The 17,939-nt window shown below is 51.8% G+C and carries 16 protein-coding genes; 5 read left to right on the forward strand and 11 right to left on the reverse strand.

The features are described 5' to 3' along the window. Positions 1-3 precede the first annotated feature (3 nt). Genes KDX30_RS16195 through KDX30_RS16205 form a run of 3 tightly spaced genes read left to right on the forward strand, consistent with a single transcriptional unit; the run spans position 4 to position 2,742 of the window. The gene (locus KDX30_RS16195) at positions 4-912 is read left to right on the forward strand and encodes a glycine betaine ABC transporter substrate-binding protein (RefSeq protein ID WP_099269047.1); all 909 of its coding nucleotides are present in this window, start codon (positions 4-6) and stop codon (positions 910-912) included. A gap of 13 nt (positions 913-925) precedes the next feature. Next, positions 926-1,579 (forward strand): ABC transporter permease, encoded by a 654-nt coding sequence (locus KDX30_RS16200; RefSeq protein ID WP_099269048.1) that lies wholly within the window; start codon positions 926-928, stop codon positions 1,577-1,579. After that, the gene (locus tag KDX30_RS16205) at positions 1,576-2,742 is read left to right on the forward strand and encodes an osmoprotectant ABC transporter ATP-binding protein OsmV (protein WP_027898180.1); all 1,167 of its coding nucleotides are present in this window, start codon (positions 1,576-1,578) and stop codon (positions 2,740-2,742) included. Before KDX30_RS16200 ends, KDX30_RS16205 begins: the two co-directional genes overlap by 4 nt. 291 nt (positions 2,743-3,033) lie before the next feature. Here the strand turns inward: KDX30_RS16205 and relB are convergent, their stop codons facing one another. From relB to KDX30_RS16245, 9 genes are all read right to left on the reverse strand, one after another. Continuing rightward, positions 3,034-3,261, reverse strand: coding sequence for a type II toxin-antitoxin system RelB family antitoxin (relB, locus tag KDX30_RS16210; protein WP_231676906.1), 228 nt, complete (start codon positions 3,259-3,261; stop codon positions 3,034-3,036). Positions 3,262-3,469: 208 nt separating this feature from the next. Further along, complete coding sequence (locus tag KDX30_RS29820) at positions 3,470-3,826, reverse strand: DUF6124 family protein (RefSeq protein WP_406643916.1); 357 nt, start codon at positions 3,824-3,826, stop codon at positions 3,470-3,472. Between the two features lie 124 nt (positions 3,827-3,950). Next, the gene (locus KDX30_RS16220) at positions 3,951-5,255 is read right to left on the reverse strand and encodes a hypothetical protein (RefSeq protein WP_231676907.1); all 1,305 of its coding nucleotides are present in this window, start codon (positions 5,253-5,255) and stop codon (positions 3,951-3,953) included. Then, complete coding sequence (locus KDX30_RS16225; protein ID WP_231676908.1) at positions 5,252-5,776, reverse strand: hypothetical protein; 525 nt, start codon at positions 5,774-5,776, stop codon at positions 5,252-5,254. Before KDX30_RS16225 ends, KDX30_RS16220 begins: the two co-directional genes overlap by 4 nt. Continuing rightward, on the reverse strand, positions 5,776-6,612 hold the full coding sequence (locus KDX30_RS16230; RefSeq protein ID WP_231676909.1) for a multinuclear nonheme iron-dependent oxidase: 837 nt from the start codon (positions 6,610-6,612) through the stop codon (positions 5,776-5,778). The genes KDX30_RS16225 and KDX30_RS16230 overlap by 1 nt, the downstream gene beginning before the upstream one ends. Positions 6,613-6,622: 10 nt before the next feature. After that, positions 6,623-8,359, reverse strand: a complete 1,737-nt coding sequence (locus KDX30_RS16235; RefSeq protein ID WP_231676910.1) for a B12-binding domain-containing radical SAM protein — start codon at positions 8,357-8,359, stop codon at positions 6,623-6,625. Further along, positions 8,316-8,561 (reverse strand): hypothetical protein, encoded by a 246-nt coding sequence (locus tag KDX30_RS16240; RefSeq protein WP_231676911.1) that lies wholly within the window; start codon positions 8,559-8,561, stop codon positions 8,316-8,318. The genes KDX30_RS16235 and KDX30_RS16240 overlap by 44 nt, the downstream gene beginning before the upstream one ends. A gap of 52 nt (positions 8,562-8,613) precedes the next feature. Next, the gene (locus KDX30_RS29510) at positions 8,614-8,748 is read right to left on the reverse strand and encodes a hypothetical protein (RefSeq protein ID WP_263268726.1); all 135 of its coding nucleotides are present in this window, start codon (positions 8,746-8,748) and stop codon (positions 8,614-8,616) included. Positions 8,749-9,327: 579 nt separating this feature from the next. Continuing rightward, on the reverse strand, positions 9,328-9,519 hold the full coding sequence (locus KDX30_RS16245) for a DUF6124 family protein (protein WP_231676912.1): 192 nt from the start codon (positions 9,517-9,519) through the stop codon (positions 9,328-9,330). Positions 9,520-10,300: 781 nt separating this feature from the next. On the opposite strand from KDX30_RS16245, the gene KDX30_RS16250 reads away from it, so the two are divergent. Beyond that, positions 10,301-11,464, forward strand: a complete 1,164-nt coding sequence (locus tag KDX30_RS16250) for a type III PLP-dependent enzyme (RefSeq protein WP_231676913.1) — start codon at positions 10,301-10,303, stop codon at positions 11,462-11,464. Between the two features lie 110 nt (positions 11,465-11,574). Here KDX30_RS16250 and KDX30_RS16255 read toward each other — a convergent pair whose 3' ends face one another. After that, on the reverse strand, positions 11,575-12,405 hold the full coding sequence (locus tag KDX30_RS16255) for a hypothetical protein (RefSeq protein WP_231676914.1): 831 nt from the start codon (positions 12,403-12,405) through the stop codon (positions 11,575-11,577). A 91-nt stretch (positions 12,406-12,496) separates the two neighbouring features. Then, entirely contained in the window at positions 12,497-14,752 is a 2,256-nt protein-coding gene (locus tag KDX30_RS16260) for an alpha-xenorhabdolysin family binary toxin subunit A (protein ID WP_231676915.1), read from the reverse strand. A gap of 441 nt (positions 14,753-15,193) precedes the next feature. Here KDX30_RS16260 and KDX30_RS16265 point away from each other — a divergent pair, with 441 nt between their 5' ends. After that, complete coding sequence (locus tag KDX30_RS16265) at positions 15,194-17,719, forward strand: PepSY domain-containing protein (protein ID WP_231676931.1); 2,526 nt, start codon at positions 15,194-15,196, stop codon at positions 17,717-17,719. Positions 17,720-17,939: the final 220 nt, after the last annotated feature.

The raw sequence follows: 17,939 nt of genomic DNA on the forward strand, positions 1-17,939 counted from the left end.
CCAATGAAAAAGTTATGCACATTAATAGCGGGCTTTGCCTTGCTGTTCGCAGGATTCGCCCAGGTGGCCAACGCCGCCACGGAAGGGCCGGTATTGCGCGTGGGTGCACGTGTGTTCACCGAGCAAACGTTGCTAGCCGAACTGACTGCGCAGTATCTGCGTACAAAGGGCTATGACGTTCAAGTCACGGGTGGTCTGGGCAGCAGCCTGGCACGTAGTGCACAGGAAAGCGGTCAACTGGATCTGATCTGGGAGTACACCGGCGTGTCGCTGGTTAATTACAACCATATCGATGAAAAACTCGACAGCGAGCAAACCTACGCACGGGTCAAAGAGCTCGACGCCAAGATAGGCCTGGTATGGCTTTCGCCGTCGAAGTTCAACAACACCTACGCCTTGGCGCTGCCGCAGAAAGTTGCGGACAAGTATCCGCAGGTCAACACCATGACCGACTTGACCAAAGTCCTCAAAGACGAAGCCAAAGAGGGTCATCTCGTAGCGCTGGACACCGAGTTCGCCAACCGTTCCGACGGTCTGATCGGCATGGTCAAGCATTACGACATGAATCTCAGCCGTGAGAACACTCGCCAGATGGACGCAGGCCTTGTCTACACCGCACTGCGTAACGGCCAGGTATTCGCCGGTCTGGTGTACACCACAGACGGTCGCCTGAATGCTTTCAAACTGAAAGTGCTGGAAGACGACAAGAAGTACTTCCCGGACTACACCGCTGCTCCGGTGATCCGTAAGGATTATCTGGACAAGCACCCGGAAATTGCCACGTTGCTCAAGCCGCTGGCCGATCTGCTGGACACCCAGACCATGATTGACCTCAACGCCCGCATCGACGTCGGTCACGAAAGCCCCTCTTCCGTTGCCGCAGATTTCCTGCGCCAGCACCCACTTAACTAAGGAAGGAGACGACATGAGTTTTTTTAGCGTTTTCTCCCAGATAGATTGGAATCAGGTTATTCACCTGACCTTGCAGCACATCACGCTGGTTGGCATCGCGGTTACCTTGGCGATTCTGGTTGGTGTTCCGCTCGGCGTTCTGATGACCCGCTTCCCGGCACTCGCCGGTCCATTGCAGGCCAGCGCCACCGTGCTGCTGACCGTGCCGTCGATTGCCCTGTTCGGTCTGCTGCTGCCGTTCTACTCCAAGTTCGGTCAAGGCCTTGGCCCGATGCCTGCGATCACCGCCGTATTCCTGTATTCGCTGCTGCCGATCATGCGCAACACGTATCTGGCACTGACAGGCGTGGAGCCGGGTATTCGCGAAGCCGCCAAAGGCATCGGCATGACCTTCGGCCAGCGCCTGCGCATGGTTGAGCTGCCTATCGCCGTGCCGGTGATCCTCGCTGGCGTGCGTACTGCCGTGGTGATGAACATCGGCGTCATGACCATCGCCGCCACCATCGGTGCTGGCGGTCTGGGTGTACTTATTCTTGCTTCAATCAGCCGCAGCGATATGTCGATGCTGATCGTCGGCGCGGTACTGGTCAGTATTCTGGCCATCATCGCTGACCTTCTCCTGCAATGGCTGCAACGTGCGCTGACTCCAAAAGGATTACTGAAATGATCGAACTTCAAAACCTCACCAAGACTTTCCAAAGCAACGGCAAAGAAGTGAAGGCTGTCGATTCGGTCAGCCTCACCGTCAACGAAGGCGAAATCTGCGTTTTCCTAGGCCCGTCGGGTTGCGGTAAATCCACCACGCTGAAAATGATCAACCGTCTGATCATGCCGACTTCCGGCAAGGTACTGATCAACGGCGAAGACACCACTGATCTGGACGAAGTGACCCTGCGTCGCAACATCGGCTACGTGATTCAGCAGATCGGTTTGTTCCCGAACATGACCATCGAAGAAAACATCGTAGTGGTGCCCAAGCTGTTGGGTTGGGACGCCAAGCGTTGCCACGACCGTGCTCGTGAACTGATGAGCATGATCAAGCTGGAGCCCAAGCAGTACCTGCATCGCTACCCGCGTGAACTGTCCGGTGGTCAGCAGCAGCGTATCGGTGTGATCCGCGCTCTGGCCGCCGACGCGCCTTTGCTGCTGATGGACGAACCGTTCGGTGCGGTCGACCCGATCAACCGCGAGATGATCCAGAACGAATTCTTCGAAATGCAGCGTGCGCTGAACAAGACCGTGATCATGGTCAGCCATGATATCGACGAAGCCATCAAGCTGGGCGATAAGATCGCGATCTTCCGTGCAGGCAAACTGCTGCAGATCGACCACCCGGACACCTTGCTGGCGCATCCGGCAGACGAGTTCGTGTCGAGCTTCGTTGGCCAGGACAGCACGCTCAAGCGTCTGCTGTTGGTCAAAGCCGAAGATGCTGCGGACAACGCACCATCGGTCAGCCCGGAAACACCTGTGGCCGATGCGCTGGAAGTGATGGACGAAAACGACCGTCGCTACATCGTCGTCACCGATGCCGAGAACAAGGCCATGGGTTATGTGCGCCGTCGTGACCTGCATCGCCAGACCGGCACCTGCCTGCCGTTCCTGCGTCAGTTCAACGCCACCGCGGCCTACGACGAACACTTGCGCATCCTGCTGTCGCGCATGTACGAATTCAACCGCTCTTGGCTGCCGGTGCTGGATGCCGAGAACGTGTTCCTGGGCGAAGTGACACAGGAATCGATTGCGGAATACCTGAGCTCCGGGCGTTCCCGTGGTGGCAAGACCAGCATTGTTTCGCCGGCTGAGATTGCGGCTGACGCGCAGGCCTGATGTAAAAGCCCCGCGCTGCAATGGCGCGGGGTTTGCGGTCTGGTATGAGCCTCAGGTAAACCGTCGTGGGACCGGCTTTAGCCGGGAAGACAGTATTTCTGGCACAGATAATTTATTGGATGTACTGGCCTCTTCCCGGCTAAAGCCGGTCCCACGTCATGAATGCAATCCCCTGTGGGAGCGAGGCTTGCCCGCGAAAAACGATAACGCGGTAAGCGTGCGAAATCTGGCCTCTAAATCGCGTGCAAGGTGGAACGCCAACCCGGTCGCTCCGGCAGGAGTTCCATATATTCAATCGTCCAAACCAAGGTCTTTCCTCACATCAGCAGCTAGGTGAACCGTTTCCTGCCCCTTGCGCACGCGCTTGAGAACCTCGGCCGCCAGATAATAGTCCTCGACTTCAGTCAGGCCGTTGCTGATTATTTCGCGTAGAAAAAAAGCCTTGGTAAGACCTGTGCTGCTCGCCAGAAAATCTAGACGCTGCTCAATTTCGGATGCCAGACAAATAGAAGTAGCCATGTGTAGATATCCTGTGAATGCATGTATTCCTGGCTCACGCTCCTGACGACGCAATGCAACGTGGTTTGCGGTCTGGTATGGGCCTACAGGTATTCCGTCGTGGGACCGGCTTTAGCCGGGAAGACAGTATGTCTGCCGCAGATAATCTATCGGGTGTACTGGCCTCTTCCCGGCTAAAGCCGGTCCCACGTCAGTGTGAGTGTGCGGTTTATCGCGGCTCGACTGTTATTAACGATCTCTCAACCAAACACTGTGCAATCTCGACCAGATGCACCACCGAAAAAGCCAGGTCGCGTTTCTGGCCGGTGAGATGGTCGCTGGATTCGTAGGCGGTGGCGGCTGCGCAGCGCAGGAGGTCGCTGGCGCGTTGGAGGTCTTGTTCGAGGGTGGGGGGATTTTTTATCAAGATGTAGCTCCTCAATATTCTGGAGCCACCGATTACCGTTCTCACGCGGCAAGGGTGGCAGCTATGAACAGGGTGAGAAACCGGTGAGGAGCGTCCGGCCAGACCTAAGTCTGCCTGCACACAGCCGCCATATCTGCCTGACAGGCTGATGCACCTCATTGCAACCGAGTTCTCACACCCGACCACCGAATCGTCAGTGGCGGAGCGCAGGCTAGTTCCGGGAAATGGCAGGCGCAAGCGGGTTTGAGTTTCTAGGAAACTTCACACGAGAGATAGGGACGGGTCATTCGTAATCGTCACATTTTTTGTAGGAAACGACAGGTTTGGTGGACCTTGCCTTCGCCACCTGAACATGACCTTTAATACAAAGGACGATAGCAACCGCAGTGGACAGCCCAAAAAAAATGCCGAAAATTCGCAGTATGCTTTCAGGACCTACCAGTGTCGTCGCCGTACCCACCACGACAATCAGGGCTAAATTTGCGGCCAACTCCGTCCAGACGAAGATCTTCGCACTGTCCCGCTCATTAAAAATAAGCAAAATCTGCGTTGAAGCATGCCTGACCAAAAGCAGCGCTGATAATGACGCCAAAAAACAGAAACCGAGCAACCCCGCAAAGTATCCCGCCTCACCTGGGGTAAGCATAAGCAGATAGACCACTGTACCGGTCATGCATGCACAGGCCACTAAAAAAACATTGCTGTTTTTTAGAAGACACCAGTATCGAATAACGTAACCTGCGCCCGCGTATGAAATTAAATAAATCCACAGTGAGGCTGCCGAAGCCCCCATCCAAGTGACCGTGTCGGGCAAGAGCGCAATTGCTTTGTACTTGTAGATCAGGCCGATCCCATACATGAGTATCACCGACTCAAACACGGTGCCCACGGTGTAACATACCCATAGTCCCGGGACTTTTTTGAATGCTTTTAATAAAGAGACTGCACCAGATTTTACTGAATCTGAAATTTGAGTCGGGGCAAGTATCAACGTTCGAAGGTCACCTCGTGCGAGCAAGACCTGGAAACAGCGACATCCGAACACGAGAATGAACATTACATAAAATACTTCTTGGGGTGTCGCATATAAATGGGCAGCGCCGACCAGAAACAAGAGCAGGCAAGGAAGCCCCAATCTAATCGCGCCAAAGCCTATCAGACTGTCCACAAAATCAGCGGGTCTACCCATCATTGAATAATGCAGCGCACTATAAGCTGGTCTAAATGCTGCCTTTAGAAGGCCTGTCCCCATAGAGTCGAATAGAAAAGACATAATAATGAGTGACCAGCCATAAATGAATGAGTCACTTGATACGGCCACTCCAGCAAAGAAAAGACAGCAGCTCATCGCCTTGAAGATGAAGCCTGCATGAGTCGCGCGAATCACCCCAAACCTCGTAACCAAGATGTAGGCTGTCCCAAACTCTACCAGAATTGATAGGGCGAGTTGAGTGATAAGCGCGTACTCGAGAGCGAAGGCGCCCAAGTGTGGGCTGGTAGCGATTATCGCAAGCTCGATTATGGTTACAGTGATAGCGATCGCAAAGTAAAGCGCGTCCGCGCGTTTTACACGAAGATCTACGTTCATTTTCTGGCCACTCTATAGGTGCACCCAGGTTCAATATCAAGTTGCCGATATAGAAACGGAGGCGCCGATGCGCGACCATAAAACATAAGCGATAAATAAAAAGACTCAAGATCATATGGGATCTGGACTGACGTTTTCCCACTCACTGCATCTGTCGAATAGGAGAATATACCGGACCCGTTTCTAAAATCTTCGTAACTAATAAGCTCCGATAAAAAATCACCATCTATTAGTTTGATGACCGCCGCGGCCCTTGTTACCGACGCTTCATAAAGGGTCGTGCAGTTGGCAGCATCAGCAGGGAAATTTTCAAATAGTGGACGCCAGAGCGATAGACCGTGACAGCTAGAAATAAAAGGAATCGAGAACGGCCAGCGCCGGTTTACAAATCTAACAATATCTATAAAACGGCGTGTTGAGTCGAAACTTAAATTTTTATCGGGTCGGTCGCTCCCCGGATTGCCGCGCAAGAGATTGTTGAATGAATAAAAGCTTTCAAATCGCTCGTACATTTCTCGCATCAGTGAGGCTCCTGGAGTAATGATTTCACTAGAAGAAAGTTCTGTTGGCGAACGATGTTGTTGGCTCCTTCCATCTCTAGAAGTATATTGTGTAGATCTTTCACATTGTTTATGCAGGATTGGGCTATGCGGATCATCTCATCATTATATTTATCAGCATGTTGGTCTAGCCAAACCGCTGCACCATTCCATTTCCAATATTTCATCCCTGATAAGTGGACTGTTTTAATGCTTTTCCAGATATCGCAGCTTTTATCTGGCACTCGACAAGGAATGCTGTTAACCCTGCAGTATCCTAGGTAGTGGCCAACATCAAACGCCATTTGACAGCCTGATGAGTCACACACCTGTTCATAGTATGCCCAAAAGCCCATGCCGATATCACCACTGTATACAGGAGGATTTTCTATGATAACTGGAATTCCCAATTCATCTTGGACAAAGGCTGCATTGCTCGCTGCTTGGTGCAGTGATGTTTCGGAAAAGCCCGGGTCTGTCTGGTGTGCGCCTAGAAATATATTTTTATAACGCCATAATCCAAGGTCTTCTTCCAAATAAATAAATGGAAAGTTTCTCAAGTTTTCCTTCAATGTGGAGAGCTCTCCGTTGTCCAAGTCGGCTGAAAGATTTATGTCAACAGGATGAACGGCCAGAGACAATCCAGTCGCCAGAGCTCGTTCCCCCAATTCAACCTCGAAGGACTCAAAAAAACGAAGTCCTACACTGAAGTGTTTGACCGAAGTCTCCCATCCCAAATGGTTGTTTTCCAGTTTATCAACAAGCAGTTTCAGATCGTCCTGACCCCCGCTTGTACCTATTCGGATATCGTTGTTCATCGCGCCTACCTCAGCGAGTACTTGCAATTAATTCACCTCTTCGCCCACCGGAACCCGTGGTCACACGGTTATCCGTCGTGTCAATCGTGGTATGCTCCATTTCCTCATCCAAGCTCATAGCAATTAGATATCTGTAATCTGAGGAAACTAAATCGCGATCGGCGACTCTTGGATTCCGCGACAGTGACCACAGAATCTTGAAAGGTAGGTGAAGTAAGTACACATTGAGAAGCGAGTAATACGCCCGAGTGTATTCGTCGGTGCCGCTTCTGATCTTAAGAAGGTTTTTTGATATCGCAGCTTCCAATCGAGTCAGGTATTTTTTGGCAAAACCATCGATGAAAGAGTTGTAGATTAGCGAGACTTCATGGTTTTGTATGAAAAGTCGGGAGTCTGGCAGCTCATACAGAGGTAGCGTGTATCCTAGCCTTAACTCCAGCGTTTCTCTTACAGGAGTACCGGGGTAAAGCATCATGATATTAAAATAGTGATCTAAAGATTCGTGCTCCGTGAGGCCAGCGCGAAGAATGAATAACAGATTCTCCAGTATTTCCCTAGGGGTTTGGTCGTGATAAAACATTATAAAGTCTAGTCCCAGCGCAACACCGTTTTCTTGAAGCGCCCGAACCGCAGATATGTTTTTTTCGACAGTTACCTTTTTGTTCATGTAGTCTAGTTGGCTCTGAGATCCCGACTCGATGCCCAATTCTACGAGCCTTAACCCTTGAGTGACTAAGGTAGGAAGTGCGTCCTGCACTTTTAAGAGATAGCCGACAGTCGAAGAGCTGCTCCATGTGACACGTCCTTTAAATAGGCGATATAACCCATCGGAGAACTCTAATACTCGGTCTTTTCGAACAAAAAAATTCGCATCCATCATGTAGACATGTTCGAAGTTGTAGGTTTGGGCTGCTTCCTCAAGCCATGCCAGTAGCGTGCTAGCTTCAGCGGCACGCCATTTGGGCCCGTCTTTGTCGGCTGCAACGATAGCGCAGAACGAACAGGCCAACGGACAGCCTCTGCTACTCGTAAATGCTATGGCTTTCCTGCGTACACCATCCCGTCTGTCAGTGTAATAAAGACCCTGAATATCACTGGTTGCGTAATCAAGAAGCGGATTTTCCCATTCGTTTGCGGGAAGTTGATTTTTACATTTTTGACTCGTATGGGATACGCCATAATTATCTAACCAAACAGCATTTGGAACTGCTTCAAAGTTTAATTCATAGGCCTGACCTTGCTTTGTTTTCTTTGGTAAATCTTGCTTTTGTTTTATTAAGAACTCTTCGATCAATAATAGCGTGGAGTATTCTCCTTCGCCCACCAATGCGACATGAAATGTTTCGCCTGTATACCTTAAGAAAGCTTCCGCGGCTAAGCTGATATGAGGCCCGCCACAAAATATAAAAGAGCTCGGTAGATATAGTTTAACCTGTTCCGCCCACTGCTTTGCGGCCATGACATTGCTGCTATAGACTGAGAAACCAACCATTGTCGGGTCCCAACTTATTAATCCAGATAATCTATCTGTATCTAGTAGCTGCAACTCGGAATAGTCAAATATTCTGACGTCAACATCAGAGTTTTTTTTGTTCAGGTATGCAGAGATGTTTTGAAGTCCTAATGGCATGACTTTCTGGGGCCCTTCACCATAGGGAAGAGCAACCAGCGCTAATTTGATCCTTACTGATTCGGTACCTTGACTAGGATCGTGGTGCCGCGATGAAGCTGATTTTACTTTTTTCATAGCTTTCAAGCCCTTCCGCATTGGTCGCTGGCTCAAAGAATTCAGGAAATTTTTTCAGGATATCAATTGCAATTTCTTGCTCTGAAAATGAAGACAGATACCACGATTTGTTAAGTTTTAAACATCCATTTCCATTATGAAAAAATAGTAATCCCAGATCATCTAATACCCAGGTTCCAGGTCTGACTTTTTGATAATTCATAAGAGACTACCGCGATATGAGCGGGCCCGACCACGTCGGGCCTCCATGGTATTTAAAACTCCGGTGCTGTTTTTCCCGCAACAGCTTCATAGTCGGTAAGTATTACCGAGTTATAAGCGGGTAATGGACTTGCGTTTTCCTCAATGAGGTCCATGTCTTCGAGCTTGCTTTCAGTATTTTCATTCATATGTATACCTCCGGTGCTTTCGTTAGTCCATATCGGACTTCCATAACGCTAGGCGGTCGTAAGCCCTAAATCAAGATTAATTTACATTTTGAAATATCTATCTTTTTTGTTTAAGTGCTGTGGGGTTGGTGTTTAATTCGAGAAAGGGTTCTGGGGTTTTACTTTCGATAAGTAATAAGTCTTGCAATAAATTTTATGGGTTTTAAACGTTAAGTTTATTGCGCTAAGCACCATTTCCCATTTTCTGAAAAAAAGGACTTTGGCGTAACTGTTTATGTTACGGTTTGTTGTACGCTGATAAACGTCATCGCCATATCTCTTATCCTTGCTCTTCTGCTGTCTCGTGGCGCAAGACGAGTCTTTTTGCCGCTTGGAGTGGCGGATGAAGCGCAGGCTTAATGTAGAAGCCCCGCGCTGCAAAGGCGTGGGGCTGCCCAATCCTGTAAGGACATTCGTAGGAGCGGCGTAGCCGCGAGAGTGTCGGTACATTCGCTAGATATCCTTCGTCAGGAACAACGTTCTCCCGGCTAAAGCCAGTCCTACGGGATTGCGCCGTCTCTGTGAGAGTGGGTGTGCGCTTTATCGCGGCTCGACTGTTATTAAAGATCGCTCAACCAAGCCCTGCGCAATCTCGACCAAATGCACCGTGGAAAACGCAAGGTCGCGTTTCTGGCCGGTGAGTTGGTCGCTGGATTCGTAGGCGGTGGCGGCGGCGCAGCGGAGTAGGTCGCTGGCGCGTTGGAGGTCTTGTTCCAGGGTGGTTTTCGTCATGATGTATCCCTTTAGATTGGAGCCATCACTTGTCGCTCTCACACGGAAGTGGGTGGCAGCTATGTGCAGGGTGAGAGACCAGTCAAAGGGAAACCGGCCAGACCGAAGTCTGCCTGCACACAGCCGCCATATCTGATGGACTGATGCACCCTTTTTTGCAACCGGGCTCTCACACCCGACCACTGATTTACAGTGGCGGAGCGCAGGCTAGTTCCGGGAAATGGCAGGCGCAAGCGGGTTTGAGTTTCTAGGACTCTTCACTCAAGAGATAGGGACAAAGCCTTCGCAATCGTCACATTTTTTGTAGGAAACCTGGCCCCTGTAGGAGTGAGCTTGCTCGCGATAGCGGTACATCTATAAAAAAGGATGTTCCTGCTCAGACGCCATCGCGAGCAATGTGGATCGCCACCCCGGTCACTCCTACAGGGCCATGTGATATTCACGATCAAATCGTGTCCAGAATGAACATCAAGCTGTCACACAGGTCCGTTACTACAATGGGGCACACGAGCCGATCCGGCAGAAACGTCTGCAAATGCGACATTTTTTGTTGATCTCTAACCCCTCAGGTCCTACAGTTCGCGCCGAACGTCCAAGCTGGAAACGATCCATCCGGCTCAAGTACTGACGACGAGACAGCAAGGCCACGGGAGGCGACCTCCAGATGGCCTTTTTTGCTTTCGGCGGACATGCCTTGGGAAGTAGGCGAACCAAAGTGGGGATACGGAGGGCGTTCATTTGCACCCATTGATTAATGCAGTTTGCCAGTAGGAGTTTCCGCATGCCGATCCAGGTCGAAGACTATTTCCAGCGCGACACCTTCAACAAAATGAAGGCGTTTGCCGACAAGCAAGAAACCCCGTTCGTGGTTATTGATACCGCGATGATCAGCCAGGCTTACGATGACCTGCGCGCAGGTTTCGAATTCGCCAAGGTGTACTACGCCGTCAAAGCCAACCCGGCGGTCGAAATCATCGACCTGCTCAAGGATAAAGGCTCGAGCTTCGACATCGCCTCTATCTATGAGCTGGACAAGGTCATGGAGCGCGGTGTCACTCCCGACCGCATCAGCTACGGCAACACCATCAAGAAGTCCAAGGACATCCGCTACTTCTACGAGAAGGGCGTGCGTCTGTTCTCCACTGACTCCGAAGCCGACTTGCGCAACATCGCCAAGGCTGCACCGGGTTCGAAAGTCTATGTGCGTATCCTGACCGAAGGCTCGACCACGGCTGACTGGCCTTTGTCGCGTAAATTTGGCTGCCAGACCGACATGGCCATGGATCTGCTGATTCTGGCTCGTGACCTGGGTCTGGTGCCTTACGGTCTTTCGTTCCACGTTGGTTCGCAACAGCGCGACATCAGCGTCTGGGACGCAGCGATCGCCAAGGTCAAAGTGATCTTCGAGCGTCTCAAAGAAGAAGACGGCATCGTCCTCAAGCTGATCAACATGGGCGGTGGCTTCCCGGCTAACTACATCACCCGCACCAACAGCCTGGAAACCTACGCTGAAGAAATCATTCGCTACCTGAAAGAAGACTTCGGTGATGACCTGCCGGAAATCATTCTGGAGCCGGGTCGTTCGCTGATCGCCAACGCCGGTATTCTGGTCAGCGAAGTAGTGCTGGTCTCGCGTAAATCCCGCACCGCAGTAGAGCGTTGGGTGTACACGGATGTGGGCAAGTTCTCCGGCCTGATCGAAACCATGGACGAAGCCATCAAGTTCCCGATCTGGACCGAGAAGAAAGGCGAGATGGAAGAAGTGGTCATCGCCGGTCCCACCTGCGACAGCGCCGACATCATGTACGAGAACTACAAGTATGGTCTGCCGCTGAACCTGGCCATCGGTGACCGCCTGTACTGGCTGTCCACCGGCGCATACACCACCAGCTACAGCGCCGTAGAGTTCAATGGCTTCCCGCCGCTGAAATCGTTCTACGTTTAAGCGTCACGGCTGTTAAAGCTGGATAACAAAAACCCGCGAGCGATCGCGGGTTTTTTTATGAGCGCAGGTTTGTTTTGTACGCACGTGCACAGGCTCAGCATTCTGACTGTTTACAACACCGCTTGAGCTTTATTAATCATGCGTTCGGCCTGGGTCAGGCGAGAGCCCATCAGATTCATCTGGAGAATGAAGGTCCTCACATTGCTCTTGTCACTGATGAGCATCATCTGTGTTCTGGAGTCGTACAGCATGCCGCGCAAGCGAGTGCAGTAACCAAGCACATTCCCGGCGGCTTCCAAGGCCCAGGTATATTCAGCTCGTGAGGCGTCAAGGCTGCGATTGGCCAGATCCAGTTGTTTTTGCACAGGCCCTGCAAACGTGGAATCAGGCTTGCGATGCCGGGCTTCATGCTCTGCAATCTTGACCTTCATGAAGTCAACAGTGCGCGGGATAACGTCACTGGCAGTTTTCTGAATCTGTTCCATGTCTTGAATCGCATCATAAAGCGAGTCTTCAAAGTGAATGAGCTTTTGCGACAGGAAATACGTGACATCGTAGGTTTTACTGGAAGGGCTGATGCCGAGCTTACCGTTCATGTTGAATGGCTCCGTATGCAGCACTAACGTATTCAGATTTTCACGAATAGGGTCGGTACCCTCTGGTTTTTCGTAGAGCGTGACCTGCGTAAGCAACTCATTGGTGTCGCAGATCAGCGGGGTAACGCCCTGATGTACCAGACGTAGCGCTTTTGCGTTATCAGGCCATAACTGGATATCGCGTTTGGCGCGTGCAGCGGTATCATTCATTGCTGGGTGTTGGCCGCTACCCAGTAGCGGCAGGGCAAGATTGGTCAAGAAGCTGTCGATGGACGCTGGAAAACGTTCAAGATAGAGTTTGAAGTTATTAAGCCCAGCGACATCATTTTCATTAATTGAAGTCATTGTTTTGCTCGCTCATTCTTGTGATTCTGGACACGACCAGTCACTAACAGGGAGAGCAAAGCCCTCCCCTCAGACTATCTTCTGAGTCGCTTTAGCGGAGGGTTGGCAAATAATTCATCGCTGCCCTGGCGTCCTGAATCCATTGCTGGACAGATTCATCGTCGTCGCTTGGAGTTGACGTGTGCTTATTCACGAACGACTCTAAAGAATTGACGATTTTCGAGTATTCCTGAGCGTAAAGCACCCGCTCATCGTCAAAGTGGTGGAAGGATTCAATGAGCTTGGTGTGCTGTCCGACCCGCCAGAGGTCATCATTTTTAGCTCTGATTTTCTGCTGTTCGGCATCTATTCGCGTATATAGGCTTGTGCGCAGGCTTAGCAGCCCTTGATAGTTCAATGAAGCCTCAAGGACCACGAGCGACTTCTGCAATAGATCGAGGGCGACCTTGAGCGCGGCGGCGGGTGGACCGCCCAGTTGAAGCGCTGCGAGTGCTTCGGCATTCAAGATGGTTTCTTCACCAATCTCAGCCAGGCCTTTGTTTTCGAGCGCCTTGATCCCATTATCCAAGGCAAGTAGTTCGCCACTTAACACGGCTTTACGTTCTACAAACCCGTCTATTTCCAAAGGCAGGCCAGTCGCCTGGGTCTGGAGTTCTGCAAGGGACCTCAGGGTTGACTGACGGTTGAACGTATCGCGTAAAGAGCGCAGATGACCGGCCAGTATTTTTGTCAATTCGCCCGTTTTGCTTATTGCATTATCCCGAGCTTTCGATATGCGTTGGGAAATATATTCCAGTGCTTCGTCATCAAGGTCTTGCTCCTTGATATCTTTATGAAACTTATCGATTTCCTCGAGAGGGATCTCCAGAAAAACATAGATGCGCTGCAGTGACGCAGACAAGTCAGTGTGAGCAGCATTCAGTCCTTCGTTCAGGCCTGTGAACTTGGCAAAGACATTCGGTAAATAGTCTGTCGCAGTGTGGTACACTTTGGCATCTATCATTGTCGAATTACAGGCGTCTTTCGAGTTTCGAATGATGGTCGTATCAGGCGCATCAAAATACACAGGGGTGTTCATAGGCATCGGGCTCCGAGCGCGCATATTAAAATTAGAATTGTACTCATCACGAAATTCTTTATCAGCCTGGTCGAAGACCTCGTACAGTAACACTGCGTCACGGCCAATTCTTTTCCAAGGGTTGATCACGGAATTAAATTCGTGGAAGAACGCATACAAACCGAGTGCATCATTAATCCTGTCTACGCCCTCGACGGACGCATCGAGGTAGTTTGTAATATTGAGCCACACGCTCTCCAGGTTTTTGGTGGCAATATCTGCATCAACGACGATAATGTCCAGGTCCAATAAGTCGGCTCTTACTCGATGCAATGAGGCGAGAACTTTGTTTTTCGTGCGCATTTCTTCGATTTTATTTTTCTGTATGTCGCGTTGTTTCTTGAGATCACTTCGAATTTTCTCTGCGTTAATGCCGTTGTAAATGGCTATGCCGAGGCCAGCAATGTTCATTGTAGACGCCGCGCTCAAAGCATCTTTCACCGTTTTTTTGTAGGCATCGTTGAGTTTTTCGATAAGGTCAGCCCGTTGTTCAATGTCGGTACTGAGGTCTTTTATGAGCGTTTCCAGATTGCTGTTATTGATCGTCCTTACCTTGAACTTAATCTCGGGGAGCACTTTTTGGGCCAACTCTTCGCTGAATTTACCAAGGTCTTTCTTGATATCGTGCGCTTCGGATTGTTGACGCCGCACCGCGTCCAGAATGTTGTTCAAGAAAATGCTGAATTGGCTGACGGTCGATTTATCCTCTGCGTCAAGATTGAATTCCTTGAGGCGATCGCCGAGTTCATCTTTAAGCTTGCGAATATCTGCCAGTGTCTTGATGTTGTACGCAGGGAGTTTCTTCAGGGCGTCCACGTCATTGAAAATCAATGACATGGTGACACCATTGTTCGCTATTTCATCGGCAAATATCTCCAGCTTGCTGGTCATTCCGATCAACCTGGTACGTAATGGGTTCCAGGTGCGGGCATGTGCGTTGATTTTCTCGAAGCTTTTCAGAAACTCCCTTGGTTCCAGGTATTTGCCCGCACCTTCACCTTCGTTGTAGCCAAGGTAGCCAATCACATCACCCAGGGTTATTGGAAGCGCAAGGCCTGCCATTTCATAGCGCTTGATACTCTTGATCTGTTCTTTTGTCAGCGTTAATCCAGGGGGACGAGTTGAATCTGGAAGTAGGCCGAGGGACCCGTCCATTAAGACTTCTGGGGCTTTACTGGCGGCTTCGGCGAGGGTGTCATCATCCGCAGCCGTATCATCTTGATAAGTCATTTCATTAATCCTTTAATGAATAGAGTACTGACAGTGTGTAGGTGCTTTCAGGTGTGCAGTTTCCTCCTGCACACTCGCTAGGCTAGGTGCGGGTTGAAGGTTGGTCAAAACAGGAAGTAAGTCTGGATTTGTAGTGAGTTGAAATTTTCATATTTCAACCTTTGGCAGTTTCTTGGCGCTCGTATTGACCTCGCCGTTGCAGTTCCTGAGTCAACGCCCTTTTGTATTATCCAGGCGCTTAGTTTTTGGCGAAGCGTCTTACCCCATTTGTCTCAACGGTCACCTTGTCTACACGTTGTCTCCTACACGATGTGTCTTCTGCAGCGCGGCAGCGGGTGAATACAATCGCCCTTGCGTCTTCAGGAACCAGATACAGATGAGAATTCATCCCTTTTAGGCGCATAATGCGCCGCATTGCGGGTCCATGAGGTCGTAAGGGTGCTGAAGAAGATTCTGTTTCAAGTCCACTGGTTCTTCGGCATCACGGCCGGGTTGGTGCTGGCGTTGATGGGCATAACCGGCGCTCTTTATTCGTTCGAGGATGAGATTCTTGAATGGATCAACCCGGATGCTCTGATTATTGAGGCGCGTGGTACCCCATTGCCACCGGTGGAGCTGGTTCGCAAACTGGAAGCCGAAACGGGGCTGACGGTGGCCATCCTGCGCGTACAGACCGTCGGCGACAAAGCTGCACAGGTTTATTTCACCCCGGCCCCCGGCGAGCGGCGTGGGCCGATGCGCAACTTCAATCCATACACCGGCGAAGTCACTGGCGACGCCGCTGGTGCCGGTTTTTTTGATTTCGTGTTGAAGCTGCATCGCTTTCTGGCCATGGGGGAATACGGCAAGCAGGTCACGGCTGCCTGCACGCTGATTCTGATTTTTTTCTGTCTGTCCGGGCTCTATCTGCGCTGGCCGCGCAAGGCTCTGAACTGGCGTATCTGGCTGACCATGGACTGGGCCAAAAAGGGACGCAGCTTCAACTGGGACCTGCATTCGGTATTTGGCACCTGGTGCCTGCTGTTTTATATGCTGTTCGCCATCACCGGTTTGAACTGGTCTTACGACTGGTTCAGTAATGGCATGCACGCCTTGCTCGGCGATGCGCCCATCGGCGAGCAGCGGCGGGGCGGTGGCATGCGTCCGGCAGGTAAAAACGAGCCAGCCCCCAAGGCGGATTATGTCGCTATCTGGAGCAGCATTCAGTCGGCGGCAGGTCCAGGATTGGCTTCATACAATATCCGTTTGCCTAACGCGGCCGGTCAGCCCGCAACGATTTTCTACCTGCTCAAGGATTCGCCACATCCGCGGGCGCTCAACCAGATCACCCTCGATCCTGCGACAGGCAACGTCAGTGCGGTGTCCCGTTACAGCGAAAAAAGCTTCGGTGCGCAGTTGCTTGTCAGCAATTACAGCCTGCATGTGGGCAGTTATTTCGGCATGCCCGGGCGCATCATCATGACCGTCGCATCACTGATGATGCCGCTGTTCTTTATCACGGGCTGGCTGCTGTATCTCGACCGTCGGCGCAAGAAGCGTGATGTGCGCAATGCCCGTGCAGGAGTCGCCAGTAATATTGAAGGGCCTGCATGGCTGATCGGTTTTGCCAGCCAGAGCGGGTTTGCCGAACAGTTGGCCTGGCAGACTGCCGGGCAATTACAGGCGGCCGGGATGCCGGTGAATGTTCAGCGCCTGGCTGATGTCACCGAACAGGATTTGTGCCAAAGCCGTAACGCGCTGTTTGTGGTCAGCACGTTCGGCGACGGTGAAGCGCCGGACAGCGCCCGGGCTTTCGAGCGCAAGCTACTCGGCGCAGAGCTATCACTGGATAAACTCAGTTTCGCCGTGCTGGGGCTTGGCGATCGGCAGTATCAACATTTCTGTGCGTTTGCCCATCGCTTGCAGGACTGGCTGAGAGAGCGGGGCGGCCAGTCGTTGTTCGCGTCCGTGGAAGTGGACAGCGCAGACCCACTGGCCTTGCAGCATTGGCAGCACCAGTTGGCGCAGCTCACTGGCAATACATCGGCTGCGCTCTGGCAGGCTCCGACTTATGACAACTGGACGCTGTCACGGCGCGAATGGCTCAACCCAGGTAGCAGCGGTTCGAAAGTGTTTCTGCTCCGCCTGACACCTCCGCCGTCGATCACGTGGGAGGCCGGCGATCTGGTTGAGGTGATGCCACGCAACAGCCCGCGAGCCGTGGAAGATTTCCTCGCCGGGCTGGGTATTGCGGTGAGCACACACGTGAATATCGGCGGGCTGGAAGAACCCATCGAAGTGGCATTGGCCAGTCGCCAACTGCCTCATCATCGGGCACATCTTGTCGGGCTGCATGCTCAGGCATTGATTGATGCGCTGGTGCCGTTGGCCCCGCGTGAGTACTCCATCGCGTCTATCGCCGAGGATGGTGTGCTGGAATTGATCGTGCGTCAGGAACTGCATCCCGATGGCAGTCTCGGGTTGGGCTCCGGTTGGCTGACGGAGCATGTTGAGCTTAATGAAGTGGTCAGTTTGAGGTTTAGACGTAACAGTAGCTTCCACCTGCCGGATGATTCACGTCCTTTGATCCTGTTAGGTAATGGCACCGGGCTGGCCGGATTGCGCAGCTTGCTCAAGGCGCGCATCGCGCAGGGGCAGTTGCGCAATTGGTTGTTGTTTGGCGAGCGGAATCAGGCCTATGACTTTCTTTGTGGGTACGAATTACAGTCGTGGCTGGAAGCAGGGCAACTGGCGCGGCTGGATCTGGCGTTTTCTCGTGATCAGGCTGAGAAGATTTATGTGCAGGATCGCATGCTTCAGGCCGCTGGCGAGTTAAAAGCGTGGCTCGCCGACGGTGCCTCTATTTACATCTGCGGCAGCCTGGAAGGCATGGCGGCGGGAGTGGACGCGGCGTTGATCAAAATCCTGGGTGAGCAGGCGGTGGGAGAGTTGATCGAGGAAGGACGGTATCGAAGGGATGTTTATTAGAGATTTATGGCCGGAGTGAGGACCTGTGGGAGCCGGGCTTGCCCGCGATGCATGAGACGCAGGCAGTAGCCACACCGCGTCATCGTTCATCGCGAGCAAGCTCAGCTCCCACAGGTTCTGCGTGGACTCAGATAGTGACTGTGGGAGCCGGGCTTGCCCGCGATGCATGAGACGCAGCCATAAGCCACACCGCGTAATCGTTCATCGCGAGCAAGCTCGG

The organism is Pseudomonas quasicaspiana (genome assembly GCF_021147825.1).
Lineage (GTDB): Bacteria > Pseudomonadota > Gammaproteobacteria > Pseudomonadales > Pseudomonadaceae > Aquipseudomonas > Aquipseudomonas quasicaspiana.